The following is a 25133-nucleotide window of genomic DNA, read 5'->3' as shown; positions in this document are numbered from 1 at the left end:
CCCGGCGTACCCGGCACCACACGGCCATCCAGATCACACACGATCATGTTCTCCGGAGCCAACTCGTCATACGACACCCCCGACGGCTTGATCACCATGAGGTCATCGGCGGGATCTCCACCCAGGCGCACCCGGCCCGACACGTTCCCGCCGGTCCACACGACCAGCCCGTAACGCACCAGCTCCGCGTGCAACGACGCCACCTCGGCCCGAACCCGCACCACCGCTTCGTGTTCCATCGGACTCCTTCGACTCTCGGGATCATGTTACCGGTAACACCTGTCAGGTCCAGGAGACCGCGCCTCATCTGCGAGAGTTGTCCGAATGGGCGACAACGTGTTCCTCGGCGCGGTGGCGATCGGTATCGGCGCGCTCGTCGGCGTCGTGCTCTTCGTGCCGTTCGTCGCGATCCAGTACCGGCGCACGGGCCACCTCACCGCGGGACAGCTCCTGCTGTGGGGCGCGGCGCTCGTCTACTTCTTCGCGATCTGGACGTACACGCTCCTGCCGCTTCCCGACCCCGCAAGCATGCGCTGCGCGGGCGTCAACCTCAACCCGTTCGAGTTCGTCGACGACATCCGCGGGGCCGTCCGCCGCGCCGGGGGCAGCCCCCGCGCATTCCTCTCCGATTCCGTCTTCCTGCAGCTCGCCCTCAATGTGCTGCTCTTCCTGCCGCTCGGCTTCTTCGTCCGGGTGCTCGCCCGCCGCGGCATCCTCGTCGCCGTCGCCGCCGGCCTGGGCATCTCGCTCATCGTCGAGCTCACGCAGCTGACCGGGGTCTGGGGCGTCTACCCGTGCGCCTACCGCGTCTTCGACGTCGACGACCTGCTCACCAACACCGTCGGCGCGGTCGTCGGCTCGGTCCTCGCCCTCCTCGTGCCGCGCCGTCCGCTCTCGGATGAGCCCGACGCCCCACGGCCCGTGACCCGGGGCCGCCGGATCCTGGCGATGGTGTGCGACCTGCTGTCCTACTCGCTCGTCGGCATCGTCGTCAGCGTCGGCATCCAAGCGGCCCTGGTGTTCACGGGCAACCGTGACGTCGCGGTCGAGACCGACGTCGGCGGCGACATCGGCGCCCTCGCCGCACTCGTGGTGGTGGGCGGCTGCGTCCTGCTGTCGGGCCGCACGATCGGCGACCTGACCGTTCGCCTCCGCTACGCCGGCGGCCCGGCCCCGGCCGCGGTGACACGGCTGACCCGTCTCATCGGCGGGATCGGCGGGTACGCCCTGATCGACCAGCTGCCGGGAGGCGGCGGCCTGTTCTCCTTCGCCTTCGTCGCGACGGCGGCCCTCCTGGCGCTCACGACCCGCACCGGCCGCGGGCTTCCCGGACTCCTCGGCCGTCAGGAGCTGCGCGACAGCCGCGAGCCTGGCAGTGCACACAGCCGTGAACATCGCCGCCGGGGTGGTCCCGCAGGACGAGGCGATATCACCCGCACGGGGGACGCGCGCCCGCGCTGAGATCCGTACCGTCGAGAGCATGGACGTCGAAGCACTCGCCCACACCGCCACCGGCGCTCTCGTCGGCATCGCCCTCGGATTCGTCGTCGGGCTGCTCACCCTCAACCCCATGCTCGGCGTCGTCGTCGGAGGCGTCGCGATGATCGTCCTCGCGATCGCGGCCGCCATGCTGCTCCCCCGCGGAACCTATCGCTGACCCGAACGCGCCCGAACTCCACCCGCACCCCGCTTGACCCTCACGCGGCGTGAGGCGGGAAAGTCGTCGTATGACCAATCACGACACCCCGTCCTACGACGCTTTCGAGATCAGTCCCGTTCCCGCGCCCGGACCGGATGCCGTCGCCCCCGAGCCCTACCGCGGCATCTACGGGATGCCGGCGTTCGTCACGATCCCCACGCCCGACCTCGCGGCCTCGACGCGGTTCTGGACCGCCGGCCTCGGATTCTTCGAGCTCTTCACGATTCCCGGGACACTCGTGCACCTGCGGCGCTGGGCTTTCCAGGACGTCCTCCTCGTCGCTGCCGATCCGGCCTCGCGACCCGCGTTCGAACCGCCCGCGCTGAGCTACAGCTACGCCTGCGTCCTCAGCGAGCTCGAGGGCATCGCCGCCGATTGCCGAACCCTGGCGCCCGGCGCGGTCGGCGACCTGCGCGACACCGCGTGGAACAGCCGCGAGGTCGAGATCATCACCCCGGAGAACGCGCGTATCGTCGTCACCGCGGCAAAACCGTACGAGGCCGACAGCGCGGCCGCCCGCTCCCTCGCCGCCATCGGCATCACGCCCGCGCAGGAGCAACCATGAGTCATGGCATGAACAACACCCGCGACATCGACACCAGGACCGAGAACAACAACACCGACATCAGAAACAACAAGAACGGTGTGACGGTGGGGCGTGCGGCATCCGATCTCGGGATCACGGTGCGCACCCTGCATCACTGGGACGAGACCGGCCTCGCGTCGCCGACGCTGCGCACCGATGCGGGTTACCGGCTGTACACCGCCGACGACATCGCTCGTCTGCAGCGGATCGTGGTGTACCGGGAGGTCGGGCTGGGTCTCGACCGGATCCGCGAGATCCTCGACGAGCCCGGACGCGACACATCCGCGGCGCTGCGCGAGCAACGCGAGGAGTTGTCGCGCTCGCTCGCGCGACTCGAGGTGCTCCGCTCCGGCCTCGACCGCATGATCGAAGCGCACGAGCGCGGCGTGCTGCTCACTGCCGACGAGCAGCTGTCGATCTTCGGCCCGGACTGGAATCCCGACTGGCCCGCCCTCGCCCGGCGCCGCTACGGCGATACACCGCAGTGGAAGCAGTACGCGGAGCGCGCCGCCACCCGCAGCCCCGATCAGTGGCGGGCGATCACCGCGACGATGACGGCGCTCGACGCCGACCTCGCGGCCGCGGCCGCCGCCGGGATCGAGCCCGGCAGCCCGGAGGCGGACGCACTGGTCGAACGCCACCGCGCGCTGGTCAGCGAGTACTTCCCGGTGAGCCGGTCGATGCAGGTCTGCCTCGGCCGGATGTACGAAGCGGATGCCGCGTTCGCCGCCCACTACGACCGTCTCCACCCGGGCCTCGCCTCGTGGCTGCGTCGCGGCATCGACGAGAGCGCCCGCGCGCACGGCATCGATCCCGACACCGCGGTGTGGGAGTAACGCACCGCGGTGTGGGAGTAACGCGCCGCGCGACCTCGTTCAGCGACGCCCGCCGGTGAACGCGCGCCACATGACGGCGGCGTGCGACTCCTTCGCGTGCTCGACGCCGACCTCGTCGCCCTCTCGCGCGCTGAACCACTCCTGCACGCGGTAGCGCGTCGCGCGCCACATCAGGGCGACGCCGCCGTAGGCGGGCCGAGGCACGCGCGCCTCCTCCTGCGACATCTGGCCGCGTCGGGGCAGGTCGCCCGCGACGAACGCGTCCATGAGCTTCGCCACCCCGATCGCGTTGCCGTTGATGACCGAGTGCGCGGCGCCGTGGATCTCCCACCGCCAGGCATCGCGGGCCACCGCGACGAGCGACGAGTGGAAGGAGCGTGGCGACGAGAAATCTCGCGCCCCTCGGATCAGCAGCACCTGCGCCGACACATCCGCCAGCCGGTCCCGAAGCGGATAGCGCATCATGTGCGGCAGCACCCGCATGAAGTACGCGAACCCGCACAGCAGGTAGGCGCTGACCGCCAGCATCACCAGACGGAACGGCTCGAACAGCGACGACTGCGCGAAGCGGATCGCCTGCAGCACCACCGAACGCTCCCGGTCGTTCACGACGGGTCCGATGAGGACGGCGCGACGGATGCCGGGGCGCCGCGCGAGCACCTCGGTCACGATCTGCGTGCCGAACGAGTGCCCCAGCAGCACGGGGTCGTCGAGGTCGAAACGGTCGAGCACGGCCTCGACCTGGTCGGCGAAGAACGACACGGAGGGCTCGTCGCGCGGCGCGCGCTGGCCCGCGAAACCGGGGAGGTCGAGAGCGTAGACCTGCGCCTTCTGCGCGAGCGTCGGGGCGAGCAGGTCGAAGTACGTCGCGGCCACGCCGATGCCCGCGATCAGGACGAAGGCGCGCTCCGAATCGGCGGACGACGCCGTCTTCACCCGCGTGACTCGTGTACGGACCCCGTCGAACTCGACGGTCTCGACGTCGATGTCGGCCGGCTCCATATCATTCCCACCCCCGCGAGCGCGCCCCTCCACCATTCCCCTACCGTCTCACACGCCGCGGCGTGCAGACTGTGCCGATGACCCTCACCTTCGCGATCATCGGCAGCGGATGGCGCAGCGACTTCTTCCTGCGCGTCGCCGCAGCCCTGCCCGAACGCTTCCGCGTGTCCGGGCTCGTCACCCGCAGCCCCGCGACGGCCGCGGCGATCGAGAAGCGCTGGGGTGTGCGCGGCTACCCCGACCTCGACGCGCTGCTCGCCGACGGCACCCCCGACGTCGTCGTCGTCTCGGTTCCCCGCGATGTGGCGCCCGGGATCATCCTCGACCTCGTCGACCGGGGGATCCCCGTCCTGACCGAGACCCCGCCCGCCGCAGGGATCGACGACCTCGTCGAGCTCTGGCACCGGGCCGCCCGTCCCGGCGCACCGACGGTGCAGGTCGCCGAGCAGTACCACCTGTCGCCCCTGCTGTCGGCCCAGCTCGCGGTCGCCCGTTCCGGGCGACTCGGCACCCCCTCGCAGGCGCTCGTGGCGCAGTGCCACGACTACCACGGCGTCAGCGTCATGCGCCGGGCGCTGGGGGTCGGCGCCGACGAGGTCGACATCACGGCATCCGTCTTCCGCTCCCCGCTCGTGGCGGGACCTGGACGCGCCGGCGATCCGACCGAGGAGCGCATCGTCACGGCGACGCAGACCACGGCACGTTTCATGTTCGACGGCCGCCTCGGCGTGTACGACTTCGCCGGTGAGCAGTACTTCTCGTGGATCCGCGGCAATCGCCTGCTTGTCCGCGGCGAGCGCGGCGAGATCGAGAACGGCGAGGTGCGATACCTGCGGCGGTTCGACGAACCCGTGTTCGGCTCACTTCGACGTGTCATGACGGGCGAGGGCGGCAACCTCGAGGGCATGTTCCTGCGCGGCATCCTGCTCGGCGACGAATGGGTCTTCCGCAATCCCTTCCTCCCGGCGCGCCTCAACGACGACGAGATCGCGATCGCGCGCATGCTCGACGCCATGCCGCGCGCCATCGACGGGCGCGCACCGGTGTATTCGCTGGCCGAGGCGAGCCAGGACCACTACCTCGCGCTGCTCATGCAGCAGGCGGCCGAGACCGGTGACACCGTGCGCTCGACGCGTCAACCCTGGGCCGATGTCGTCGACGAGGAATTGCACGCGCGGGAGTCCAGCGGGTAATTTTTCGGTATGCCGAAAAATCGACATCGCCGCCTCTCCGCGCTGGTCGCCTTCGGGGCGACGACTGCCCTGCTCGCGGGCTGCGCGACGGGCTCGAACGCCGACGTCGCCGGCGAGCCGTCGGGCGACCGGCCCGTGGTCCTGACGACGTTCACGGTGCTCGCCGACATCGCCCGCAACGTCGCGGGAGACCGGCTCGACGTGCGATCGATCACGAAGACCGGAGCCGAGATCCACGGCTACGAGCCGACCCCGCGAGACATCGCGGCGGCAGCCGACGCCGACCTGATCCTCGACAACGGGCTCGGCCTCGAGTCGTGGTTCGCGCGCTTCGTCGAGACCGCCGACGCACCCCACGTCGTCGTGTCCGAGGGCGTCGAGACGATCGACATCACCGGCGACGCCTATGCGGGCAAACCCAACCCCCACGCCTGGATGAGCCCCCTGAACGTGCAGCGGTACGTCGACAACATCGTCGCCGCGTTCAGCGAGCTCGATCCGGCGGGCGCAGGGACCTACGCTGCGAACGGCGCCGCCTACAACGACGAGCTCCAGCGCATCCACGACGATCTCATCGCCGACCTCCAAGCGGTTCCCGACGAGCAGCGCGCGCTCGTCACCTGCGAGGGTGCGTTCTCGTACCTCGCCCGCGACGCCGGACTCACCGAGGCCTACATCTGGCCCGTCAACGCCGAGCAGCAGGCGACGCCCCAGCAGATCCGGCAGACGATCGAGTTCGTCGACGACAACGACGTGCCCGCCGTCTTCTGCGAGTCGACCGTCTCGGACCGCCCCATGCAGCAGGTGGTCGAGGCGACGGATGCCGTCTTCGGCGGCACACTGTACGTCGATTCGCTCTCCGAGTCCGACGGCCCCGTGCCGACGTACCTCGACCTGCTCCGTCACGACGCCGAGACCATCGCCGCGGCGCTGACCCGGAGCGCACCATGAGCGCCGGGAGCGCCGGGATCACCTCGACCCCGGGCATCGTGGTCTCCGGCGTCTCGGTGCGCTACCGCGACATCGTGGCGCTCGACGACGTCCACCTCACCGTCACGCCGGGCCGGGTGACCGCGCTGATCGGCATGAACGGCTCGGGCAAGTCCACGCTCTTCAAGTCGATCACGGGCCTCGTCCGCCCCGCGAGCGGTCGGGTGAGCGTCGGCGGGGAGCCCCCCGCAGCCGCCCGGCGTCACGGTCTCATCGGGTACGTGCCGCAGAGCGAGGACGTCGACTGGACGTTTCCGGTGTCGGTTCGCGATGTCGTGATGATGGGCCGGTACGGACGCCTCGGCCCCACCCGCCGGCCGCGCCCCGACGATCACCGCGCCGTCGACGACGCGCTCGAGCGCGTCGAGCTGGCCGACCTCGCCGACCGCCAGATCGGCCAGCTGTCGGGCGGGCAGCGCAAGCGGGCATTCGTCGCCCGCGGCATCGCCCAGGACGCCGGTGTCCTCCTGCTCGACGAGCCCTTCGCGGGGGTCGACAAGAAGTCCGAGGCGACCATCGTCCGCCTCCTCCGAGAGCTCGCCGCCGACGGCCGCACCGTGCTCGTCTCCACCCACGACCTCCACGCGCTCCCGTCTCTCGCCGACGAAGCGGTGCTCCTGCTGCGCCGCGTCGTGTTCCAGGGCACGGTCGACCAAGCGCTACGCCCCGAGCTGCTCGCACGGGCGTTCGGACTCACCGACGAGCGCCCGCTCACCACCGAGGAGCACTCGTGACCCTCATCGACATCCTGCTCGAGCCCCTCCGGTACGAGTTCATGCTCCGCGCCCTGTCGGCCACCGCCATCGCCGCGATCGTCTGCGCGGTGCTGTCGTGCTGGCTCGTCCTCATCGGCTGGTCGCTCATGGGCGACGCCGTCAGCCACGCCGTCCTGCCCGGGGTCGTGCTCGCCTATGTCCTGGGCGCGCCGTTCGCGATCGGAGCCCTGGTGTTCGGCTTCCTCGCGGTCGCCCTCATCGGCATCATCCGCGGCACGAGCCGGGTCAAGGAGGACGCCGCCATCGGCATCGTCTTCACGACGCTCTTCGCGCTCGGCCTCGTGCTCATCTCGGTCACACCGAGCCAGACCGACCTCAACCACATCCTGTTCGGCAACGTCCTCGGGGTATCGACGGGCGACCTCGTGCAGATCGCGGTCCTGGCCGCGGTCGCCTTCGCGGTGCTGTTCGTCAAGCGCCGCGATCTGACCCTGTTCGCGTTCGACCCGATCCACACCTTCGCCATCGGGCTCTCGCCCCGACTGCTGTCGGGGCTCCTGCTGGGGGTCCTCGCCCTGACCGCGGTCGTCGCCCTGCAGGTGGTGGGCGTCGTGCTGGTCGTGGCGATGCTCATCATCCCGGGCGCCACGGCGCACCTGCTCACCGACCGATTCGGCCGCATGCTCGTCATCGCCCCGGCCCTGTCGGCGGCGTCCTCCATCGTCGGCATCTACGTCAGCTACTGGGTCGACGCCTCGTCGGGCGGACTCGTCGTGCTCGTGCAGGGCATCGTGTTCGCCGCGGTGTACCTCCTCAGCCCGAAGCAGGGGATCATCGGGCGCCGGATCGCATCGCGCAAGCCCGTCGCCCGATCGGTTCAGGCTGGCTAGCGTGCCGCTATGAGAATCAGCGAGATCCACTGGAACGACGAAGCCCGCCAGAAGGTCCTCGACGACGCCGACCGTGTCCTGCAGGATGCCGTCGCCGCCGTCGCCGCGACCGACGATGCCAACGACGCCGACAAGGCGTACGCCGCTCTCGTCAGCCACATGAAGGACAAGTTCATCGACTGGGAGCCCGGTCCGGACGTCCGCACGTACGCCGATGCTCTCGCCGGCGGCGAGGTCGAGCTCGAGTCGACCGACTGACCGCCCGGGAACAGGTGACAGCTCGGGATCCGGCGCCGCTGCTGCAGATCAGCCGCATCTACGCCGAAGATGAGGCGCTCGCGCTGCCGCGGGGGCAGCAGATCGTGGCGCGGTGGCCGCAGGCCGACATCGTGCCGATCGACTCGCACTGGCTCGTCCCCGAGGTCCACGGCGACGAGGCCAATGTGCGGCGTTGGGTGCGGATCAAGACCGAGGCGCTCGTGCTGGGCGTGAAGAAGTCCGTCGCGACCCGGATCAACGGCCGGTCGGCCGATTTCATCGCACCGTCCACGGCCAACGGATGCGCGATGGCCTGCTCGTACTGTTACGTGCCGCGCCGCAAGGGATACAGCAACCCGGTGACCGTTTTCGCCAACATCGACGAGATCTCACGCCACCTCGCCCGTCACATCGCCCGCCGAGGGCCCAAGACCGAGCCGAACCAGTGCGATCCGGACGCATGGGTGTACGACATCGGCGAGAACAGCGACTGCTCGGTCGACGCGATGATCAGCGAGAACGTCCGCGACCTGTGCGAGCTGTTCCGGATGTCGCCGACGGCCAAGGCGTCGTTCGCGACGAAGTACGTCAACCGCGACCTGCTCGACTGGGACCCGCTCGGGCGCACCCGCATCCGCTTCTCCCTGATGCCCCACGAGACGGCGAAGGTGACCGACATCCGCACGTCGCCCGTCTCGGAGCGGATCGCCGCGATCAACGACTTCGTCGACGCCGGCTACGAGGTGCACCTGAACTTCTCGCCCGTCATCCTCACTCCGACGTGGATCGCGGACTGGACGGCACTGCTGCGCGAGCTGAGCGACGTGCTCTCCGACCGGGCGAAGGCTCAACTCGCGTGCGAGATCATCCTCCTCACCCACAATGAAGGACTCCACGAGGTGAACCTCGGATGGCACCCGCGCGGCGAGGAGCTGCTGTGGACTCCGCGCATGCAGGAGACCAAGCGCTCGCAGAACGGCGCGATGAACGTGCGGTACCGCTCGCCATTCAAGGGCGAGGCCGTCGCGGCGCTGTGCGCGCTCATCGAACGTGAACTGCCGTCGTGCCGCATCCGTTACGCGTTCTGACCGTCATGCCTTCTGCTCTGCCCTCTCTTGCGCCGAGGCGCCGACCTGGGCCAGCCTGGCGGGGTGTATCTGCTGCTCCCCCTGATCGTCCTCGTCCTGATGGTCGCAGCCCTCGTCGATGCGATCACCCGTCGCGACGACCAGGTGAAGCACCTGCCGAAGTTCGCCTGGGTGCTGTTCATCGTCTTCCTGCCGTTCCTCGGCTCCGTGCTGTGGTTCGCGCTCGGACGCGAGTGGGACACGACTCCGCGCGAGTCGATGAGCTTCGGTGATCCTCGCCGGTGGTCGCGCGACGAACCCACCCCCGCCACGCCTGCGAGTCGTCCGCAGCCGCGTGATTACCGCACCACCGCGCAGCAGCTCGCCGACCTCGAACGGGAGATCGAGATCGCGGAGCTCGAGGCGGAGATCCGCCGCCGCCGCTCGCAGGGTCTTCAGCCGCCCGACGCGGGCTGATCCCTCTCGACGGTCTGATCGCTCCTGACGGCCCACCGTCGCGCGATCAACCAGCCCACCGCCGCTCCGAGGGTATTGGCCACGACGTCCCACACGCTCGCGGTCCGTTGCGAGAGCAGCACGCCCTGCGCCGCCTCGATGACGACGGAGATGACGAGCCCGGCGGGAATGACGTATGCCCGCCAGCGGGGCCAGCCGAGCGCCGCGCAGCAGCCGAACGGGACGAACAGAGCGATGTTCGCGCCGAACTCGATGCGGTCGTAGGTCAGCCACGGCACGGCCGAGGTGATCGCGCGCAGGATCGGTCCGGCGTCGCGGTCGACGGGCGTGGGCCAGAACGCGACGAACGCGAGGACGACCACGTAGCCGATCAGCAGGGCCCGCGCGACGCGGGTCACCGAACGATGACGGTGGGAGAACCGACGTGGGCCGCGACGCGTTCGCTGACCGATCCGAGCAGCAGCCGCGACAGTCCCGTGCGGCCGTGAGATCCGACGACGGTCAGCACGGCATGGCGCGAAGCGTCCTCGATCAGGCTGGAGGCGTCGCCGACATCGATGCGCGTGCGCACGTCGAGCTGCGGGTACGCCGCACGTACGGGCTCGAGCATGCGGTCGAGCATCCCGGCCGTCGCTTCCGTCAGGTCGACGGGCATCGGCCCCGTCCACAGGTCGAGGCCGGGCTCGGTGCCCACCGATACGGGTTCCCAGGCCGCGAGGGCGACGAGCGGCTCGCCCGTGCGGACGGCCTCACGAGCGGCGAAGTCGAGCGCCCGGGCCGAGACGTCCGAGGCGTCGACCCCCACGAGGACCCCGCGGCGCGCGTCGCCATCATGGTCCGCGTCGAGGCGCTCGGGAACGATCGCGACCGGGCAATGCGCGTGGGCGATGAGAGCGCGGTACGCGTGGCCGTGTTCCTCCGGCAGCACGAGGATCTCGGCATCCGCGGTCGCGGCGGCGACCCGCTCGGCATCGTCGCGCGTCGGAGCGATCAGCAGCTCGCGCAGTGTCAGACTCAACGCCTCGGCTCGGCGGAACGCCCATTCACGCGCACCCGCGCCGTCCGCGTCGGTCACTCCCAGGATCACGTCGCCCATGGCCCCAGGGTATCCGCCCCGATAACGGCGCACGACGGCCCCCGGTGCGAGGCCAACCGTTAGAGTCAGTCCGTGGCACAGCGACCCGGCTCCGACGCATCGCGTCACGGCGCGGGTGGCGGCGCCGGTCACGATGATGCCGGTGGCGATACGGCCGGCTACATCATCAGCGGGCACTACGAGCCGCCACCGCCGCCCGAGCGGCCGGCTTCCCCGCGCCCGCCCCGGCGCCGACGCCGGCTGCCGCGCTGGGCGTGGCTCGCGATCATCGTCACCGCGGTCGCCGCCGTCATCGCTGCCGTCGCCCTGGTGGTGACGCTCGTGACGAACAGCGTGCAAGCGCTCACCGCGCGGCCGCCCGGCGTCGGCACGGCCTTCGTGGCACCGGCCGAGTCGAAGGCCGCGCGAGCACTGACGGAGGGCGGCACCGCCGACGAGGTCGCCGCAGCCGAGTATCTGTCGTCGCAGCCGACCGCCTATTGGCTCACCCCGGAACAGGACCCCATCGGCGAGGTCGGCGAGCGCGTCCTGAACATCGCCCACGAGGCGCGGGAGTCCGACACGGCGATGGCCGTCGTCGTCTACGGTCTGCCGGGGCGCGACTGCGGCAACCACTCCGCGGGCGGTCTCGACGAGGCGGACTACGAGACCTGGACGAGGCAGATCGGAACGGCGCTGCGTTCGGTCCCGGATGTCAAGAAGGTCGTCATCGTCGAGCCCGACAGTCTCGCGCTCGCCCCGCAGTGCGGCAACCTCGACGAGCGCATCACGCAGCTGCGCGGGGCCCTCGAGCGCCTCACCGGCACCGACACGTGGGTGTACGTCGACGGTGGGCACTCGAACTGGCTGGGCGCCGACGCGATGGCCGAGCTCATCGAGAAGGTGACGGTCTCGGGCGTCCGCGGATTCGTGACGAACGTGTCGAACTTCAACGACACCTTCGACGAGTTCGCCTACGCCCACGCGCTCTCCGACCGCCTCGGCGGCATGCATGCGCTCGTCGACACGTCGCGCAACGGCTCGGGCGCTCCGGGCGACGGCGAGTGGTGCAACCCGCCGGGGCGTACCGTGGGCGACCCGAGCGGGACATTCGGCGACGACGTCGTCGACACGAACCTGTGGATCAAGCCTCCGGGCGAGAGCGATGGGCCATGCAACGGCGGGCCCGCAGCCGGCGTGTGGTGGCCCGCCGGCGCCGTCGAACTCACCCGCGACGTCGCGCCCTGACTCAGACCGCCGGGGAGGGACTGCCGGACCCTTTGCGTATGGCAAAATTACCCGAACCTGAGGGAGAAGAGTGACGCGCATGATGTCCGAGCAGATGAAGACGGCGGTCATCGTCGAGGACGATCCCGACATCCGTCATCTCCTGGTCGAGGTGCTCGAGGCCGCCGGGTTCTCCACCGTCTCGGTCGGCAACGGCATCGACGGCATCCAGGCGGTGCTGTCGTACCGACCGCTGCTGACGACTCTCGACGTCAACATGCCCGGCATCGACGGCTTCGAGGCCGCCCGGCGCATCCGAGCTCAGAGCGACACGTACATCATCATGCTCACGGGGCTCTCCGAAGAGGCCGACGTCGTGCTCGGCCTGGGTTCCGGCGCCGACGAGTACATCGTCAAGCCGTTCCGCCCGCGCGAGTTCCGGGCGCGGGTCGACGCCTTGCTCCGACGCCCGCGCGCCGCCGCGGCGCAGCAGGCCCCCCAGCAGGATTCGGTCGGTCCGTCGTTCCCCGGCGCGCGCCCCGCGCTGGCACACCACGCCCCCGCTTCCCCCGCGGCCCCCGCCGCCGATGCTGCGCCGCTGTCGTACGAGGAGTACCTCGCACGCTTCGGCGGAGCCGCGCAGCAGCAACAGCAGCCCGTGCCCCCGCAGCAGCCAATCCCCCAGCAGTCAGCGCCGCCGCGGTCAGCGCCGCCGCAGTCTGCGCCGCCCCAGAGCCCCGCGCAGCAGCCCATCATCGTGCACCGCCCGAGCGACACGGCCACGCCGGCACCGGCGCCCGGCTCCGACGTCGTCGTGCACCAGTCCGGCGGCGACCTCGTCCCGGCCACGGGTGAGCACTGGCTCACGCACCGCGACCTGCAGGTCGACACCGACACGCGCCTGGCCTACATCGGTGGCCGCGAGCTCGACCTCACCCGCACCGAGTTCGATCTGCTCTCGACCCTGATGGCCTCGAAGCGCCGCGTCCGGTCGAAGGCCGACCTGACCCTCGTCCTACGCGGCGAGTCGTATGTCACGAGCTACTTCGTCGGCGAGGCCGACAAGCGGGCGATCGAGGCGCACATGACCAACCTCCGCCGCAAGCTGAGCGACAGCCCCACGACCCCGCGGTACATCGAGACCGTCCGCGGTGTCGGGTACCGCATGACATCGGAGACCGCCGCCGCGGTCTGAACCTCAGACTCTCCGGCAGTTCCGCCGATTCAGACCTTGTATCCGTTCTGGCGGCGGACCAGCTTCGAGAACATCAGCAGGGTCTGCAGCACGGTCACGACGCCGACGATCGGCCACCCGATCCACAGGATCGACGACTGCGCGACGGGACCGATGATGTTCCAGACGACGGCCATCGCCAGCAGCACGGCCGCGAGGATGAGCAGCGGCATCCAGTGACCGATGCTGCCGCCGCCGCTCTCGGCCTTGGCCTGCATCGCCCAGTTGTCGACCTTCTTCTTCGACAGGAAGCGCGACCACGAGCGCATGAAGTGGCCAAGCCTGATCCACATGAACGCCTCGGCCGGGAAGACCAGGAGGGCGAAGAGGATGTCGCGCTGATTGTGGTCCTTGATGCTGCGGGCCATGCGCAGGTTCAGCAGCACGGCCACCATCGGCGGGATGAGCCACAACGGCGAGAAGACGAAGGCGCTGATCGACAGCGAGCCCGCGAGCAGGATGAGGAACGCGACGCGCACGAACAGGTTCGTCAGCATCCCGAAGTTCTCGAACCAGCGCAGGCGCAGGTTCGGGTGGAACGGCTGCCCCTTCGTGTCGCCGCGCTGGCCCGGCCACATCAGCTCGATGGCGCCGTAGGTCCACTTGACCTGCTGCGCGTCGTACCCCTTGAGGGTCGTCATGCCGCCGACATTGGCCCGGGCGTATGGGCTGATCTTGGTGAGGTATCCGGCGCTCTTGATCTGCAAGGAGAGCAGCGAGTCCTCGACCTCGGAGTCCTTGACCCACGGGGTGGACTGGTGGTTCGCCTTCATCGCGTCGCGCAGGGCGTTCGTCGAGAAGATCGAGAACTGTCCGCCGAGGACGGCCATGTTGCGCCCGCGGAGCAGGTTCTGCATGTTGAAGGCCGCGAACTGGGTGCGCTGGCCGGCGATGAGGAACTTCGCGATCGTCCCCTTGATGGGCTTGTCGTCGATCGAGTAGATCGCCGAGATGCCGCCGATGCGCGAGTCGCCGACGGCCTCGGACTCGAGGAACTCCACGGCGCGCGAGTCGGCGATGGTGTCGCCGTCGACGCCGAGCAGGTAGTCGTAGCCCTCGACGAGCGAGTAGCCGTAGTTGAGCGCGCCGACCTTCTTGTCGGGGTTCTTGCCGATGTCGTGCACGAACACCTCGGTGAACTGCGTGCCGAGCTCTGTCGTCACCTCGTGGGGACCTGCATACCCCGCGGCGATCTTGACGGTGTTGTCGGAGGTGTTGTTCGCGATGACGTGGATGACGTCGGGCACGCGCGTCTGGGCGAGCAGCCCCTCGATCACGTCGGCGATCGACTCCTCCTCGTTGTACGCCGGGATGACGCAGCCGATCGTGGAGCGGTGGACCGTGGTCTGTTCGAGGACCGACTCGAAGTCGTCGGGGAACGCCGTCTCGAAGTGATCCGCCAGCTCGACCGGCGCCTGCGGGGCGGGGTACTGCGGCTGACCGAACGCCGGGTTGGGCGTGTACGGCGTGTACGGCGTCTGAGTCATGCGGTCACATCCTGTGCGAGGTGTCGGGCAGCTGTTGTCTGCCGAGGTCCATTCTGGAACGCGGCGTGTTCAGACCGGACGAAGTCAACCGCAATTTATGCGCAAGGAACGAGGCGCCTCGAACCGGTCACGGCGTCGTGCTGGGAGCGGGAGCGGGCGCCGCGTCCGCCGCCTGTTCGTCGCTGAAGATCGCGACCGGCAGGTACTGGTACACCGTCTGCTGCGTGAAGCTCGCGTCGTCGTTCGCGTTACCCTCGACCCACACCGTCATCGCGAACTCCAGCGTCATCCCGTAGGTATCGGCCGGCAGCCCGTGGACGATCGTCTCGGGCACGTAGAGGCCGCCTTGGAAGCTGTTGAGCAGCAGCCCACGATCGGAGCGGATCGTGTCGCTGGGAACGAGTGTCCGTGGGTCGGCGCTGAACTGGAACGGGTTCTGCACCTGCCCCGACGTCTGCGCCGTCTGCGAGGTGATCGAGATCGACGAGATGAACACGCGACGCTTCTGCGACAGCACGGCCTTCTCGTCGACGCGCTTGTCGTGGACGTTGACCGCGAAGCCGAACGTCTTCTCGGCACCGGGGGTCCATTCCTGGGTGCGCTTGGGGTCCTGTGCCCACACGTCGAGACGCAGCTCGAGATCCTGCGCCACGTCCGAGGACAGCGACACCGAACCGTCATAGGTGAACTGCGAGTTGAATGCCATGCTCGGCGACTGCGAGGGCGCCGGAGCGGGCACGGCCGAGACCGGATCACCCTGGACGGCGTTGATCATGCCGGTCAGCTCCGAGCATCCCGTCAGCGCGACGAGCGAGAGAGCGAGCGCGCCCGCCGACACGGCGGTGCGGAGGGCGGGTGAGCGGCGCGAGAGCATGGCAGACCGGATTTCTGAGAGCGGGACCGGCGTCGGATGTCGCGGGCGTGGCCATACAAGCATCCGGCCGGCCACGATCCGGGCCGCTTTCCGATCTCTTCAGGTTGCCTTGCGGCGACCTTGAGGTTTCAGCCGGCCTCGGGCGCGGCCGCGATCGCGACGGTGATGCTGTCGGTCGCCGTCTGCTTGGCGAACTCGTCGGAGGTGGGGGTGGTCTGCACGAGGAAGTCGTACGTGAAGCGGATCGTGACGAACGTGGCCTCCGGAGGCACCTCGCCGACGTAGAAGGTCTGCGAGTAGCTGTACGGCGAGAGCACGAGATAGCCGGGGTTCGTCGCCGACTGGTCCGACGTCGGCGCGAGGGGGCTGAGATCGCCCTCCGCGTTGCCGGGCACGGCGATCATCGTCGCCTTCTGCAGGTAGACCTTCTGCCCGTCGTCGGGGCTGACGGTCGTCACGAGCGAGAGGCTGACGGGCTTGAGGGCCGTCGCCGACCACCGGTCCATCGACAGGTCTGACCAGTAGTTCAGCGCCCCCGTCACGGCGCCCGCGGTAACCTGACGCTCGGTCGAGCCGCTCGAGAGGTCGTTGGGGATCGGCGGCGGCACGGCGGAGCGCGAGATGCTCGGCGACGGCGCGGGGTCGCTCGCGTCGCCCCCGTCACCCGACGGCGCGTTCCACGGCGCAGGACCGCATCCCACGAGAGCCACAGCCATCACCGCAGTCGCGGCGGCCGTCCCCCAGCGTCGCTTCATCGAGTCCTCCGCTTCCTCTCGCAAGTGTACGCACGGGCCCGCCCCTTAGAGTGATCGGGTGCGCACCGCTGACCAGCCCCGCCCCCTGCGCCGGACGCAGCTCGCGTTGGCGGCCATCGCCGGGATCTTCCTGATCGCCCTCATCGCGCTCGCCGCCTGGGTCGGCGTCCGCGGGGCCCTCGCGTACGGCGAACTGCGCGAGGCCGAGGCCTCGGCCCGCAGCGCCGTCGACTCGCTCGCCGATCCGGCCGCGGCCGCCCCGCACATCACCGAGGTCGCCGACCACGCGGCCACGGCGCGCGAGCTCACCTCCGACCCGGTCTGGTCGCTCGCCGAGGGCACCCCGTGGATCGGCCCGCAGCTGCGCGCCGTCGGCACGATCGCCGCGGCGGCCGACGACATCGCCCGAGACGGGCTCCTCCCCCTCGCCGATGTGGCTTCGGCGTTCTCGCCGGACGCCTTCCGGCCCGTCGACGGGCGCATCGACACGGCGGTCTTCCGCGAGATCGCCGAGCCGGCTCGCGCGGGGGCAGACACGGTCGCCGCCGCAGCGGAATCCGTGCGCGCTCTCGACGACACCCCGCTCATGCGGCCCGTCCGGGCGGCCGTCGACGAGGTGTCCGAGCTCCTCGACACCGGAGCCTCGGCCACCGACGCCCTTGCCCGCGCCTCGACCCTCCTGCCCGCGATGCTGGGGTCGTCCGGCGAGCGCACGTACCTGCTGGCGTTCCAGAACAACGCCGAATGGCGATCGACGGGCGGCATCGTCGGGGCGATGGCGATCGTGAAGACCGCCGACGGGCGGATCGAGCTGGCCGGACAGGCCTCGTCGTCCGACTTCTCCAACTTCGGCGAGCCGGTGCTCCCCCTCGATCCCGAGATCGAGCGCATCTACGAGACGCGGCCCGGCCGCTACATCCAGAACGTCACCCAGATCCCCGACTTCTCCGTCGGCGGCCCGCTCGCCCGCGAGATGCTTCTGCGGCAGACCGGGCAGAGCGTCGACGGCGTGATCGCGACCGATCCCGTCGCCCTGTCGTACATCCTCGAGGCCACAGGCCCCGTCGAGCTGCCGACGGGCGACGTCGTCTCCGCGGACAACGCCGTGCCCCTCCTGCTCAACGACGTCTACTCGCGGTACGAGAGCCCGCGGGATCAGGACGCGTTCTTCGCGGCCGCGTCGGCGGCCGTGTTCGAGCGCCTCGCCTCCGGCGCCGCCGATCCCGCGAAGCTCATCGCCGCCCTGGGCCGCGCCGGCGACGAACGACGTCTGCTGCTGTGGAGTGCGATCCCCGAAGATCAGGCGGTGCTCGCCGACACGACGCTCGCGGGGCCACTGCCGGACACGGATGCCGACACGGCCGCCTTCGGCGTCTTCCTCAACGACGGCACCGGATCGAAGATGGACTACTACCTCACCGCAGACACCCGCCTGGCGTGGGAGACATGCGCGGTCGGCGGCGATGGACGGACGTCCTCTCCGGTGACGCTGGAGGTCACCATCGCCAACAACGCACCGGCTGATGCCGCGACCTCTCTCCCGTCTTATGTCACCGGCGGCGGGGCGTTCGGTGTGCCGGCGGGCGTGGCCCGCACGGTCGCCTACCTCTATCTGCCCGAGGGCTACGCGCTCTCGTCGGCGACCCGGTCCGATGGTGCGGGGTTCGGCGGCGGCTCGCATGCCGGGCGGCAGGTGATGGTGTTCTCGTCCGATCTCGCCCCCGGCGAGTCGGTCACCGCCACCGTGAGCGTCGTCGCCGAGAGCGGAGCGACCACGGCGACGGCCGCCGTGACACCCACCGTCGACGCAGACCGGCCCACCGTTGTTGTTGCGCGTTGCGGCGACGCATAGACTCACCGATCATGCGCCGCACCGCTTCTCTCGCCGCCGTCGCGACCCTCGTGGCCGCGATCATCGCCCTCCCGGCAGCGGCATCCGCGTCCACCGGCGCCACCATCTACCCGCCGACGAAGTCGTGCACGACGACCCCGAGCGCCTTCGTGGCGGGCGGGACGGTCGAGTTCGCGTGCGCCGACGGCACGTTCGGCTCGAACGAGGCGGTCACGATCACGGTCCGCGGCGAGAACGGCGCAGGAGTCGCATTCGCCCGGGCCGCGTTCGCCGTCACCACCGGCAGCACGATGCGCGAATCGTCCGATCAGGGCGCTCTCGCCCCCGTCGCCATCACCTTCCCCGCCGACGCCGTCGGCGTCTACAACATCGAGGCGATCTCGCCTTCGTCCGCCGGCGGCACCGCGAGCGCCTCGGTCGTCGACGCGGCCGGTCTGCCCGCGACCGGCGGCGATGCGCGCACCTCGCTGGGCCTGTGGGTCGGCGGCGGCGCGCTCGTGGCGGCGGGGGCCACCATCGCGCTGGCCTCGGCGGTACGCCGCGCGCGCGACGCGCGCATCTGACCCGCTCCCGAAGCCGTTCGACACCCGCATCCGCGTGTTTCCGCGTCCACGGCGCGCCGCCGGGCATCCGGATCGCGAAATGTTAACGCGACCGAAATGTTTCAGCTTGCATGTAGGGCCTTTGTGCCTGAATACTTGCTGTGACCACTCCTGACGTAATCCTTAGTATTACTTCTCCGTTGGGTGTGAGCCTCCGGATGACCCAAGGAAAGCAGGACACATGAAGAACCGTCTCATCAAGGCGGCGGCGGCCTCCGCCATCGCAGCAGCGGCTGTCTTTGCAGCCCCCGCCATCGCAAACGCTTACACCCCGGCACCGGTCGGCGGCTCGTCCGTCACCGTCACCGCGGGTGGCACCGCCACGATCGCGTTCAACAACTTCGAGCCGAACGAGAGCGTCACCGGCACGCTGACGGGCGAGAACGCGGCCGCCGGCAGTGTCGCGTTCGTGAAGTTCGCGGTCACCTCGACCAGCACCACCAAGGTCGCCAACGCAGCCGGTGAGGTCGCCTTCCAGGTGACCCTGCCCGCCAACGCGACCGGCGAGTACACCCTCACCGCCACGGGTACCGCCTCGGGCTCGAGCACGGTCACCATCGCCGTTCCGGCCGCGGCCGGCGGCGCCGGTGGCTCGGGCACCCTGCCCGCAACCGGTGGCGACAACGCCGCTCTCCTCGGCCTGTGGATCGGCGGTGGCGCTCTCGCCCTCGCCGGCGGCAGCATCGCCGTGGCCAGCACGGTCCGCCGCCACCGCAACGCGGAGGCCGCTGCCTGATCAGGCGCGCAACACGAAACGGATGCCCCGGAGCTTCGGCTCCGGGGCATCCGTGTTTGTCGGACCGGCTGGTGTCAGACCGGCTCGGCAGTGACGAGGATCGGCAGGTGGTCGCTCGCGCCCTGCGGCAGCGTCTGCACCCGAGCGATGTCGAACCCGACGCTCGTGGCGAAGTCGTAGTGTCCGCGGAAGAACTTGTAGCGAGTGTAGGTCCGGGCGTCGCTGAGCGTCAGCTCGTACCCCTGCTTGCGGACGACCTGTCCGAGGTTCTCCTTGAAGACCGGATAGTTGTAGTCGCCGACCATGAGGATCGGCAGTCCCGTCCCCAGCTCTGTCAGGGCGCCCAGGGCCGCCTGGATCTGGTTGCGCCGCAGTGAGTTGAGCGCCGTCAGCGGAGCGGCGTGGAAGCTCGCGACGATCAGGTCGCGACCGTCGTCGATGTCACGCAGCCGCACACCGAGCATGCGCTCCTCGGCCGGCTTGAGCACACGATCGTGGAGCGACTTCTTCAGCGCGAGTGAACGCACCTCGACCGCCCGGTAGGTGTTCTCCCTGTAGTACACGGCGAGCCCTAGCCGGTTGCGTGCGGTCGCGTCGGCCAGCCGCAGCCCGCTGATCTCGTCGGGGATGCCGCTCGTGTCGGCCTCCTGCAGGCACAGCACGTCCGCTCCGTGCTGCTGGACGAGGTCGGAGAGCTCGGATGCGGCGCGATGCTTGCGCAAGTTGTACGAGATGACCTTCATGGTGCCGCCAGGCTACGCCCGCTTCCTTTCGGTCAGGTGTCTGTTGCGCGGCGAGCGCGGGTCTGCTCCGCCCGTGCCGCCAGCAGGTCGTCGGCGGGGTATCCCACCTCGGTGAGGATGAGCCCGCGCGCCGCCAGCACCGCGAAGGCGCTCGTACGTCGCCCGGCGTCGCGGAGTTCCGCGACATCCTCGACACCGAGCCTTCCCTCCCCGACCGCGACGCAGGCACCGACGAGGGCGCGCACCATGCTGTGGCAGAACGCGTCCGCCTTCACGTTGGCGACGAGCACGCCGGCGTCGTCCCGGCGCCAGTCGAACTCGAGCAGCGTGCGGATCGTCGTCGCCTCGGGTCGCGGCTTGCAGTACGCGGCGAAGTCGTGGAGCCCGGTGAGGCTGCGGGCCGCGGCATCCATCAGCGCCTCGTCGAGCGCGGCGGGCACGAAGGTCGTGCGGAAGCGCTCGAGCGGGTCGTAGCCCGTCGTGCGGTCGGCGACGCGGTAGGCGTATCGCCGCCACACCGCGGAGAATCGGGCGTCGAAACCCTCGGGGGCCTCGGATGTCGCCCGGATGTGCACATCGGTATAGCGGCCGAGCACACCGTTCAGGCGTGCGGCGAGGGCGGTCGGCTCCGGTGAGCGTCCCCGCCGCAGCCTCGCCTCCTGCGCCTCGGTCAGGTCGAGGTGGGCCACCTGCCCCGAGGCGTGTACGCCCGCGTCGGTGCGTCCTGCGACCACGAGCTGCGCATCGCCGCCGAGGACGCGGCTGACGGCGGCCTCGATCGAGCCCTGCACGGTGCGCAGGCCGGGCTGGCGCGCCCAGCCCGAGAATCCCGATCCGTCGTAGGCGATGTCGAGTCTCAGGCGCACCCGATCAGTCTTCCAGCTCGGCGCGCGTGGGCGGGTTCGCGCCGGGGCGCGACACCGTGATCGCCGCGGCGCGCGCCGCGATCCGCAATGCGCGCACGAGTGCCTCGGCGTCGGTCGGCACACCCCGGTCGACGAGGGTGGCGATCAGGCTGGCCATGAACGAGTCGCCCGCGCCGATCGTGTCGGCCACCACCACGGCCACACCGGCAACCTCCACGACCGTGCCGTCGGGCGCCCGGCCGATCGCGCCGTCGCCGCCTCGGGTCATGACGACCACCGCGGCACCCAGGCGAGCGATCGTCTCGAGCACCGTGGGCGCGTCGTCTCCGGGCCACAGCCATTCGGCGTCCTCATCGCTGAGCTTGACGAGGTCGGCGGCCGCGGCGGCACGAGCGAACCGCGCGAGCGCGGTCTCGCGAGCGCCCACGAGCGCCGGACGGATGTTGGGGTCGACCGTGACGATCGCGTCGCCGCGGGCCGCCTCCAGCGCCGCGAGGCACGTCTCTCCGCCCGGGTCGAGGAACAGGGCGATCGATCCGGTGTGGACGAGCGCCGCACCGTCCAGCGCGACGGGAGGGACGACGCCCGCCACGTCGAACTCGTACTCCGCCGACCCGTCGGGACGGATACGGGCGCGCGCCGTGTCGGTCGAGGCATCGGTCCACGATGCCTCGGCGACCTCGACTCCCGCGTCGCGCACGTGCCGGGCGATCCGCTCCCCGCGCTCGTCACGCCCCAGCCTGGTCACCAGCCGCACGGGCACACCGAGACGGGCGACGCCGACGGCGACGTTCGCGGGGCTGCCGCCGACGTGCTCGGTCACACCATCGGCGGTCTCGACGATGTCGACCAACGCCTCACCCAGCACCAGCACCTCGGGAGCGCCCATGTTCCACCTATTCTCGAAACTCGATTCACGCGGGATCCGCGCATCTCCTCCGGTCTACCACATCACCTCAGGCACCCCCTCTACACTGGGAGGCTGCCGCCGCACGTCCCCCCCGACGACCCCGGACATCGCCGTATGACACCTCCCCCTCTCCCGCGCGCCCGCATCGCGGGTCTCGACGGCCTGCGCGCAGTCGCCGTCATCCTCGTCGTCGTCTACCACCTGTTCCCGGCCGGCCTCCTGCGCAGCGGATACGTGGGCGTCGACGTGTTCTTCGTCATCTCCGGGTTCCTCATCACGACGCTCCTGCTGCGCGAGCGATCCCGAGAGGGCCGCATCCGTCTGCGGAGGTTCTGGGTGCGGCGCGCGCGGCGGCTCCTGCCGGCGCTCGCCACCGTCGTCACCGTGAGCGCCTCCATCGCGTGGCTCGTCGGCGGCGACGTGCTGGTCGACATGGGACTGCAGGTCCTGGGCGCCGCGACCTTCTCCTACAACTGGGTGTCGATGGCCGACGGCGGCACGTACTTCTCCGCCGCCGATCCGGAGATCTTCCGGAATCTGTGGTCGCTCGCCGTCGAGGAGCAGTTCTATCTGCTCTGGCCGTTGCTGCTCCCCCTCTTCCTCCTGCTTCCGGGCCGCCGCTCGCGCGCCGCGGTCGCCCTCGCACTCGCGGCGCTGTCTGGCGCGTGGGCGTTCACGAGCGTCGCCGCGGGCGCAGACCTCACCCGGGTGTACTTCGGCACCGACACGCACGCTTTCGGACTCCTCATCGGTGTCGCGGTCGCGTTCGCGCTGCACGGCCTCGTCGTGCGCCGCCCGTCGGTCGCCGGCGTCGGCCCCGTGTGGGGCGTCATCGTCGGGGCGCTCGCGACCGCGGGCATCGTCGGTGCGGCCGCCGTGGGCGGCGGTGAGGCGATCACGTTCCCGGCCTCCAGCCTCGCCGCGTCGCTCCTCACCGCCGTCGTGCTGGTGATCGCGGCGTGGCCGGGATCGTGGTTCGGCCGCGTGCTCGATGTCACGCCCCTGCGCTGGCTCGGTGAGCGGTCGTACGCGGTGTACCTCTGGCACTGGCCCCTCCTCGTCCTGCTGTCGTTCCAGCTCAGCGGCGCAGGCCCCGAGGCGGGCGTCCCGGTCATGGCGAGCGCCGGCGTCGCCGCGGCCTCGGTGGTGGCGGCGGCGCTGTCGTACCGCTGGATCGAGCAGCCCGTGCGGCGTCACGGATTCCGCGGCGCGTTCGCACTCGCGCGCCACGGGCTCCGCTCGCGCCCGTCGCGGCGCGCGGCGACCCTCGCAGCGGCGGTCGCGGCCGCACTCGCCCTCGGCGGGACGACGGCCGCGGTCGCGGCCGCCCCGCGTGAGACGACGAGCCAGAACGCCGTCGATGCCGGGCGTGACGCGCTCGCGCAGGCGCAGGCGCAGCACCATCCCACCCCCGAGCCCGCGCCCGGCGCTCAAACGGTCGACGGCACCCGGGTGAGCGCCGTCGGCGACTCCGTCATGCTGGCCTCCGCACCGGGACTACTGCAGGCGATGCCGGGTATCGCGGTCGACGCGGAGGTCTCACGGTCGCTCTGGGCGGGAGCCCACATCGTCGAGGACCTCGCCGCGTCGGGCGAGCTGCGCGAGTACGTCGTGGTCGGGCTCGGCACGAACGGTCCGGTCTCGACCGAGGCGCTGCAGCGCATCGTCGATGCCGCGGGCCCCGAGAGATACGTCATCCTCGTCAACGCGTCCGCGCCGCGCGATTGGATCCCGGGAGTCAATCGCGACCTCACCGCGTTCGCCGCCACGCACCCCCGGGTGGCCGTGGCCGACTGGGCCGGGGCGATCGCCGGCCGCACCGACCTGCTCGCCGGCGATCAGATCCACCCCGAGTCGGCAGGAGGCGAGCTCTACGCGAGCATGGTGAAGCGGGCGGTCGATGGCGCCGCGACCCAGCTCGCCACGGCTCAGTGGGCCGCGGAGCAGACCCGCACGACGCTTCTCGAGATGCTCGGGGCCGACGAGGATCAGTAGCGGCGGACCAGCACCCGGTCGCGTTCGTAGGCGGCGAAGCCCAACCCGCCGTATAGCGCATTAGCCCCCGTCGGGCTCTCGGTGTCGACATCGAGCACGGCCATTCCGAGCCCCGCATCACGAATCGCCGCGAGCGATCGCGCGATGACGGCCGGAGCGAGGCCGCGGCGGCGGTGCGAGCGCACCACGCCGACGAGGTCGATGTAGGCGTTCGGACCGAGCACCTCGAAATCGCCCTCATTCACGGAGACGAGACAGAACGCGACGATGTTCCCCTCCTCGACCGCGAGCGTGCAGAGGTCGGCGCGGAGGAACGGACCGCCGATGAACTGCTGCCACCGCTCCGGCGGCGTCGGCAGGCTTCCCCAGTGATCGCGGAACGCATCGTTGCGCGCCAGCCGCGCATCCTCCGCCCGGTCGGGCGAGAACGGTACCAGCTCGACGCCGTCCGGAGCGGTGACGTCGGCGATCGGCTGAGTCAGGTCACGGTGCATCGTGGAGAACCATCGCTCCGTGCGGTATCCGAGCGATTCGGCGATGCGCTCGAGGGCGGTGTTCTTCTCCGACGCGTACACCTGGATCTCGGAGGGAAGGGCAGCCGCGGCGACATCCGCTTCCGCCGCCTCGCGCAGCTGTTGCTCCGCCCGTTCGTGCTGCCACCGGAACAGGGCCGTGCCGATGCCCCGTCCGCGCTGTTCGGGACGGACCGCGCCGGTGAGGTAGATGTGCAGGTGCTCGTCGCGCGAGGGGTGCAGCATCACGCTGCCGACAGCGAGGGCCCGGCCATCGGCGTCGAAGGCGATCATCGTGTCGCGCGCATGATCCACGTGCGACACCTCGAACGTCTCGGCCACATCCTCGCGCGGCGTCGTCCACGTCGGGTGATCGACGCGGTCGGCGGCGACCAGGACCCCGTGGATGACGTCGATGTCGTCGGGGGTAGCGGTGCGCCAGCGCGCGACGGCGGGGCAGGACGGTGCGTTCGGCTCGCTCACCCTTCCACCCTCCCACATGGGAACCACCGGCCTCCCACGCGCACGACGACGGGCCCGCACCCTCCGGA

At 70.4% G+C, this 25133-nt stretch carries 28 protein-coding genes; 17 read left to right on the top strand and 11 right to left on the bottom strand.

Features of this window, described 5'->3' with window-relative positions; all coding sequences use genetic code 11:
- The coding region (locus tag DEU36_RS11610) for a class II aldolase/adducin family protein (protein WP_183045357.1) at positions 1 to 239 on the bottom strand (239 nt) is incomplete at its 3' end.
- A gap of 85 nt (positions 240 to 324) precedes the next feature.
- Between DEU36_RS11610 and DEU36_RS11605 the strand changes: the two genes are divergently transcribed.
- The 4 genes from DEU36_RS11605 to DEU36_RS11595 all read left to right on the top strand — a co-directional run bounded on the left by DEU36_RS11605 (position 325) and on the right by DEU36_RS11595 (position 3121).
- Positions 325 to 1461 carry a VanZ family protein gene (locus DEU36_RS11605; RefSeq protein WP_120264263.1) on the top strand — a complete coding sequence of 379 codons (1137 nt, stop codon included), beginning with the start codon at positions 325 to 327 and terminating at the stop codon, positions 1459 to 1461.
- 19 nt (positions 1462 to 1480) lie between these two features.
- On the top strand, positions 1481 to 1657 hold the full coding sequence (locus DEU36_RS16150) for a hypothetical protein (RefSeq protein WP_183045356.1): 177 nt from the start codon (positions 1481 to 1483) through the stop codon (positions 1655 to 1657).
- Between the two features lie 70 nt (positions 1658 to 1727).
- Positions 1728 to 2264 (top strand): VOC family protein, encoded by a 537-nt coding sequence (locus DEU36_RS11600; protein WP_120264262.1) that lies wholly within the window; start codon positions 1728 to 1730, stop codon positions 2262 to 2264.
- The gene (locus DEU36_RS11595) at positions 2261 to 3121 is read left to right on the top strand and encodes a MerR family transcriptional regulator (protein ID WP_259455325.1); all 861 of its coding nucleotides are present in this window, start codon (positions 2261 to 2263) and stop codon (positions 3119 to 3121) included. The genes DEU36_RS11600 and DEU36_RS11595 overlap by 4 nt, the downstream gene beginning before the upstream one ends.
- 39 nt (positions 3122 to 3160) lie before the next feature.
- Here the strand turns inward: DEU36_RS11595 and DEU36_RS11590 are convergent, their stop codons facing one another.
- Complete coding sequence (locus DEU36_RS11590) at positions 3161 to 4123, bottom strand: alpha/beta fold hydrolase (RefSeq protein ID WP_120264260.1); 963 nt, start codon at positions 4121 to 4123, stop codon at positions 3161 to 3163.
- Between the two features lie 77 nt (positions 4124 to 4200).
- Here DEU36_RS11590 and DEU36_RS11585 point away from each other — a divergent pair, with 77 nt between their 5' ends.
- The 7 genes from DEU36_RS11585 to DEU36_RS11555 all read left to right on the top strand — a co-directional run bounded on the left by DEU36_RS11585 (position 4201) and on the right by DEU36_RS11555 (position 9714).
- Positions 4201 to 5316, top strand: a complete 1116-nt coding sequence (locus tag DEU36_RS11585) for a Gfo/Idh/MocA family oxidoreductase (RefSeq protein ID WP_120264259.1) — start codon at positions 4201 to 4203, stop codon at positions 5314 to 5316.
- Positions 5317 to 5325: 9 nt separating this feature from the next.
- Positions 5326 to 6267, top strand: coding sequence for a metal ABC transporter substrate-binding protein (locus DEU36_RS11580; protein ID WP_120264258.1), 942 nt, complete (start codon positions 5326 to 5328; stop codon positions 6265 to 6267).
- Positions 6264 to 7040 (top strand): metal ABC transporter ATP-binding protein, encoded by a 777-nt coding sequence (locus tag DEU36_RS11575; protein ID WP_120264257.1) that lies wholly within the window; start codon positions 6264 to 6266, stop codon positions 7038 to 7040. The genes DEU36_RS11580 and DEU36_RS11575 overlap by 4 nt, the downstream gene beginning before the upstream one ends.
- Before the next feature lie 41 nt (positions 7041 to 7081).
- A complete protein-coding gene (locus DEU36_RS11570) occupies positions 7082 to 7912 on the top strand; it encodes a metal ABC transporter permease (RefSeq protein WP_396652166.1) in 831 nt (276 codons plus the stop codon).
- Positions 7913 to 7921: 9 nt separating this feature from the next.
- A complete protein-coding gene (locus DEU36_RS11565; protein ID WP_120264255.1) occupies positions 7922 to 8170 on the top strand; it encodes a hypothetical protein in 249 nt (82 codons plus the stop codon).
- A 14-nt stretch (positions 8171 to 8184) separates the two neighbouring features.
- Positions 8185 to 9258: a spore photoproduct lyase family protein gene (locus tag DEU36_RS11560; protein ID WP_259455324.1), complete on the top strand. Its 1074-nt coding sequence runs from the start codon at positions 8185 to 8187 to the stop codon at positions 9256 to 9258.
- 63 nt (positions 9259 to 9321) lie between these two features.
- A complete protein-coding gene (locus DEU36_RS11555; RefSeq protein WP_259455323.1) occupies positions 9322 to 9714 on the top strand; it encodes a PLD nuclease N-terminal domain-containing protein in 393 nt (130 codons plus the stop codon).
- Here DEU36_RS11555 and DEU36_RS16145 read toward each other — a convergent pair.
- Together DEU36_RS16145 and DEU36_RS11545 are read right to left on the bottom strand one after the other, a co-directional pair.
- Positions 9693 to 10112, bottom strand: coding sequence for a VanZ family protein (locus DEU36_RS16145; RefSeq protein ID WP_183045355.1), 420 nt, complete (start codon positions 10110 to 10112; stop codon positions 9693 to 9695). The two genes, DEU36_RS11555 and DEU36_RS16145, sit on opposite strands and share 22 nt — an antisense overlap.
- Positions 10109 to 10810, bottom strand: a complete 702-nt coding sequence (locus tag DEU36_RS11545; RefSeq protein ID WP_120264254.1) for a universal stress protein — start codon at positions 10808 to 10810, stop codon at positions 10109 to 10111. The genes DEU36_RS16145 and DEU36_RS11545 overlap by 4 nt, the downstream gene beginning before the upstream one ends.
- A gap of 72 nt (positions 10811 to 10882) precedes the next feature.
- Between DEU36_RS11545 and DEU36_RS11540 the strand changes: the two genes are divergently transcribed.
- Both DEU36_RS11540 and DEU36_RS11535 read left to right on the top strand, forming a co-directional pair.
- Positions 10883 to 12037, top strand: a complete 1155-nt coding sequence (locus DEU36_RS11540) for a glycoside hydrolase family 6 protein (RefSeq protein ID WP_259455322.1) — start codon at positions 10883 to 10885, stop codon at positions 12035 to 12037.
- Between the two features lie 79 nt (positions 12038 to 12116).
- The gene (locus tag DEU36_RS11535) at positions 12117 to 13211 is read left to right on the top strand and encodes a response regulator transcription factor (RefSeq protein WP_259455321.1); all 1095 of its coding nucleotides are present in this window, start codon (positions 12117 to 12119) and stop codon (positions 13209 to 13211) included.
- Between the two features lie 29 nt (positions 13212 to 13240).
- Here DEU36_RS11535 and DEU36_RS11530 read toward each other — a convergent pair whose 3' ends face one another.
- The 3 genes from DEU36_RS11530 to DEU36_RS11520 all read right to left on the bottom strand — a co-directional run bounded on the left by DEU36_RS11530 (position 13241) and on the right by DEU36_RS11520 (position 16366).
- The gene (locus DEU36_RS11530; protein WP_120264253.1) at positions 13241 to 14737 is read right to left on the bottom strand and encodes a glycosyltransferase; all 1497 of its coding nucleotides are present in this window, start codon (positions 14735 to 14737) and stop codon (positions 13241 to 13243) included.
- A 127-nt stretch (positions 14738 to 14864) separates the two neighbouring features.
- Entirely contained in the window at positions 14865 to 15611 is a 747-nt protein-coding gene (locus tag DEU36_RS11525; RefSeq protein ID WP_120264252.1) for a fructose 1,6-bisphosphatase, read from the bottom strand.
- Positions 15612 to 15739: 128 nt separating this feature from the next.
- The gene (locus tag DEU36_RS11520) at positions 15740 to 16366 is read right to left on the bottom strand and encodes a hypothetical protein (protein ID WP_120264251.1); all 627 of its coding nucleotides are present in this window, start codon (positions 16364 to 16366) and stop codon (positions 15740 to 15742) included.
- Between the two features lie 58 nt (positions 16367 to 16424).
- Here DEU36_RS11520 and DEU36_RS11515 point away from each other — a divergent pair, with 58 nt between their 5' ends.
- The 3 genes from DEU36_RS11515 (at position 16425) to DEU36_RS11505 (ending at position 19556) form a co-directional block, all read left to right on the top strand.
- Complete coding sequence (locus DEU36_RS11515) at positions 16425 to 18218, top strand: DUF4012 domain-containing protein (protein ID WP_259455320.1); 1794 nt, start codon at positions 16425 to 16427, stop codon at positions 18216 to 18218.
- Between the two features lie 11 nt (positions 18219 to 18229).
- On the top strand, positions 18230 to 18781 hold the full coding sequence (locus DEU36_RS11510) for a cell wall protein (protein WP_120264250.1): 552 nt from the start codon (positions 18230 to 18232) through the stop codon (positions 18779 to 18781).
- 220 nt (positions 18782 to 19001) lie between these two features.
- Positions 19002 to 19556, top strand: coding sequence for an LPXTG cell wall anchor domain-containing protein (locus tag DEU36_RS11505; RefSeq protein ID WP_120264249.1), 555 nt, complete (start codon positions 19002 to 19004; stop codon positions 19554 to 19556).
- 74 nt (positions 19557 to 19630) lie between these two features.
- On the opposite strand, the gene DEU36_RS11500 is transcribed toward DEU36_RS11505, so the two are convergent.
- The 3 genes from DEU36_RS11500 to DEU36_RS11490 are packed head-to-tail and all read right to left on the bottom strand — an operon-like array spanning position 19631 to position 22054.
- Positions 19631 to 20299, bottom strand: coding sequence for an endonuclease/exonuclease/phosphatase family protein (locus DEU36_RS11500; protein WP_120264248.1), 669 nt, complete (start codon positions 20297 to 20299; stop codon positions 19631 to 19633).
- A gap of 32 nt (positions 20300 to 20331) precedes the next feature.
- The gene (gene truA / locus DEU36_RS11495; protein ID WP_120264247.1) at positions 20332 to 21165 is read right to left on the bottom strand and encodes a tRNA pseudouridine(38-40) synthase TruA; all 834 of its coding nucleotides are present in this window, start codon (positions 21163 to 21165) and stop codon (positions 20332 to 20334) included.
- A 4-nt stretch (positions 21166 to 21169) separates the two neighbouring features.
- Positions 21170 to 22054 (bottom strand): PfkB family carbohydrate kinase, encoded by an 885-nt coding sequence (locus DEU36_RS11490; RefSeq protein WP_120264246.1) that lies wholly within the window; start codon positions 22052 to 22054, stop codon positions 21170 to 21172.
- Positions 22055 to 22189: 135 nt separating this feature from the next.
- On the opposite strand from DEU36_RS11490, the gene DEU36_RS11485 reads away from it, so the two are divergent.
- A complete protein-coding gene (locus tag DEU36_RS11485) occupies positions 22190 to 24070 on the top strand; it encodes an acyltransferase family protein (RefSeq protein ID WP_120264245.1) in 1881 nt (626 codons plus the stop codon).
- Here DEU36_RS11485 and DEU36_RS11480 read toward each other — a convergent pair.
- Positions 24064 to 25065 (bottom strand): GNAT family N-acetyltransferase, encoded by a 1002-nt coding sequence (locus DEU36_RS11480; RefSeq protein WP_259455319.1) that lies wholly within the window; start codon positions 25063 to 25065, stop codon positions 24064 to 24066. The genes DEU36_RS11485 and DEU36_RS11480 overlap by 7 nt on opposite strands.
- Between the last annotated feature and the right edge of the window lie 68 nt (positions 25066 to 25133).

This window comes from Microbacterium sp. AG238 (genome assembly GCF_003610405.1).
In the GTDB taxonomy this organism is placed as follows: domain Bacteria; phylum Actinomycetota; class Actinomycetes; order Actinomycetales; family Microbacteriaceae; genus Microbacterium.
The sequence above is the reverse complement of the archived record's forward strand: the minus strand, read 5'-3'. Positions and strand labels throughout refer to the sequence as shown.

Excerpts from the sequence above, each read along its gene's own strand:
- DEU36_RS11605 (WP_120264263.1), top strand. The coding sequence starts at position 325 with ATGGGCGACAACGTGTTCCTCGGCGCGGTGGCGATCGGTATCGGCGCG.
- DEU36_RS16150 (WP_183045356.1), top strand. The coding sequence starts at position 1,481 with ATGGACGTCGAAGCACTCGCCCACACCGCCACCGGCGCTCTCGTCGGC.
- DEU36_RS11600 (WP_120264262.1), top strand. The coding sequence starts at position 1,728 with ATGACCAATCACGACACCCCGTCCTACGACGCTTTCGAGATCAGTCCC.
- DEU36_RS11595 (WP_259455325.1), top strand. The coding sequence starts at position 2,261 with ATGAGTCATGGCATGAACAACACCCGCGACATCGACACCAGGACCGAG.
- DEU36_RS11590 (WP_120264260.1), bottom strand. The coding sequence starts at position 4,123 with ATGGAGCCGGCCGACATCGACGTCGAGACCGTCGAGTTCGACGGGGTC.
- DEU36_RS11585 (WP_120264259.1), top strand. The coding sequence starts at position 4,201 with ATGACCCTCACCTTCGCGATCATCGGCAGCGGATGGCGCAGCGACTTC.
- DEU36_RS11580 (WP_120264258.1), top strand. The coding sequence starts at position 5,326 with ATGCCGAAAAATCGACATCGCCGCCTCTCCGCGCTGGTCGCCTTCGGG.
- DEU36_RS11575 (WP_120264257.1), top strand. The coding sequence starts at position 6,264 with ATGAGCGCCGGGAGCGCCGGGATCACCTCGACCCCGGGCATCGTGGTC.
- DEU36_RS11570 (WP_396652166.1), top strand. The coding sequence starts at position 7,082 with ATGCTCCGCGCCCTGTCGGCCACCGCCATCGCCGCGATCGTCTGCGCG.
- DEU36_RS11565 (WP_120264255.1), top strand. The coding sequence starts at position 7,922 with ATGAGAATCAGCGAGATCCACTGGAACGACGAAGCCCGCCAGAAGGTC.
- DEU36_RS11545 (WP_120264254.1), bottom strand. The coding sequence starts at position 10,810 with ATGGGCGACGTGATCCTGGGAGTGACCGACGCGGACGGCGCGGGTGCG.
- DEU36_RS11535 (WP_259455321.1), top strand. The coding sequence starts at position 12,117 with ATGATGTCCGAGCAGATGAAGACGGCGGTCATCGTCGAGGACGATCCC.
- DEU36_RS11530 (WP_120264253.1), bottom strand. The coding sequence starts at position 14,737 with ATGACTCAGACGCCGTACACGCCGTACACGCCCAACCCGGCGTTCGGT.
- DEU36_RS11525 (WP_120264252.1), bottom strand. The coding sequence starts at position 15,611 with ATGCTCTCGCGCCGCTCACCCGCCCTCCGCACCGCCGTGTCGGCGGGC.
- DEU36_RS11520 (WP_120264251.1), bottom strand. The coding sequence starts at position 16,366 with ATGAAGCGACGCTGGGGGACGGCCGCCGCGACTGCGGTGATGGCTGTG.
- DEU36_RS11510 (WP_120264250.1), top strand. The coding sequence starts at position 18,230 with ATGCGCCGCACCGCTTCTCTCGCCGCCGTCGCGACCCTCGTGGCCGCG.
- DEU36_RS11505 (WP_120264249.1), top strand. The coding sequence starts at position 19,002 with ATGAAGAACCGTCTCATCAAGGCGGCGGCGGCCTCCGCCATCGCAGCA.
- DEU36_RS11500 (WP_120264248.1), bottom strand. The coding sequence starts at position 20,299 with ATGAAGGTCATCTCGTACAACTTGCGCAAGCATCGCGCCGCATCCGAG.
- DEU36_RS11490 (WP_120264246.1), bottom strand. The coding sequence starts at position 22,054 with ATGGGCGCTCCCGAGGTGCTGGTGCTGGGTGAGGCGTTGGTCGACATC.
- DEU36_RS11485 (WP_120264245.1), top strand. The coding sequence starts at position 22,190 with ATGACACCTCCCCCTCTCCCGCGCGCCCGCATCGCGGGTCTCGACGGC.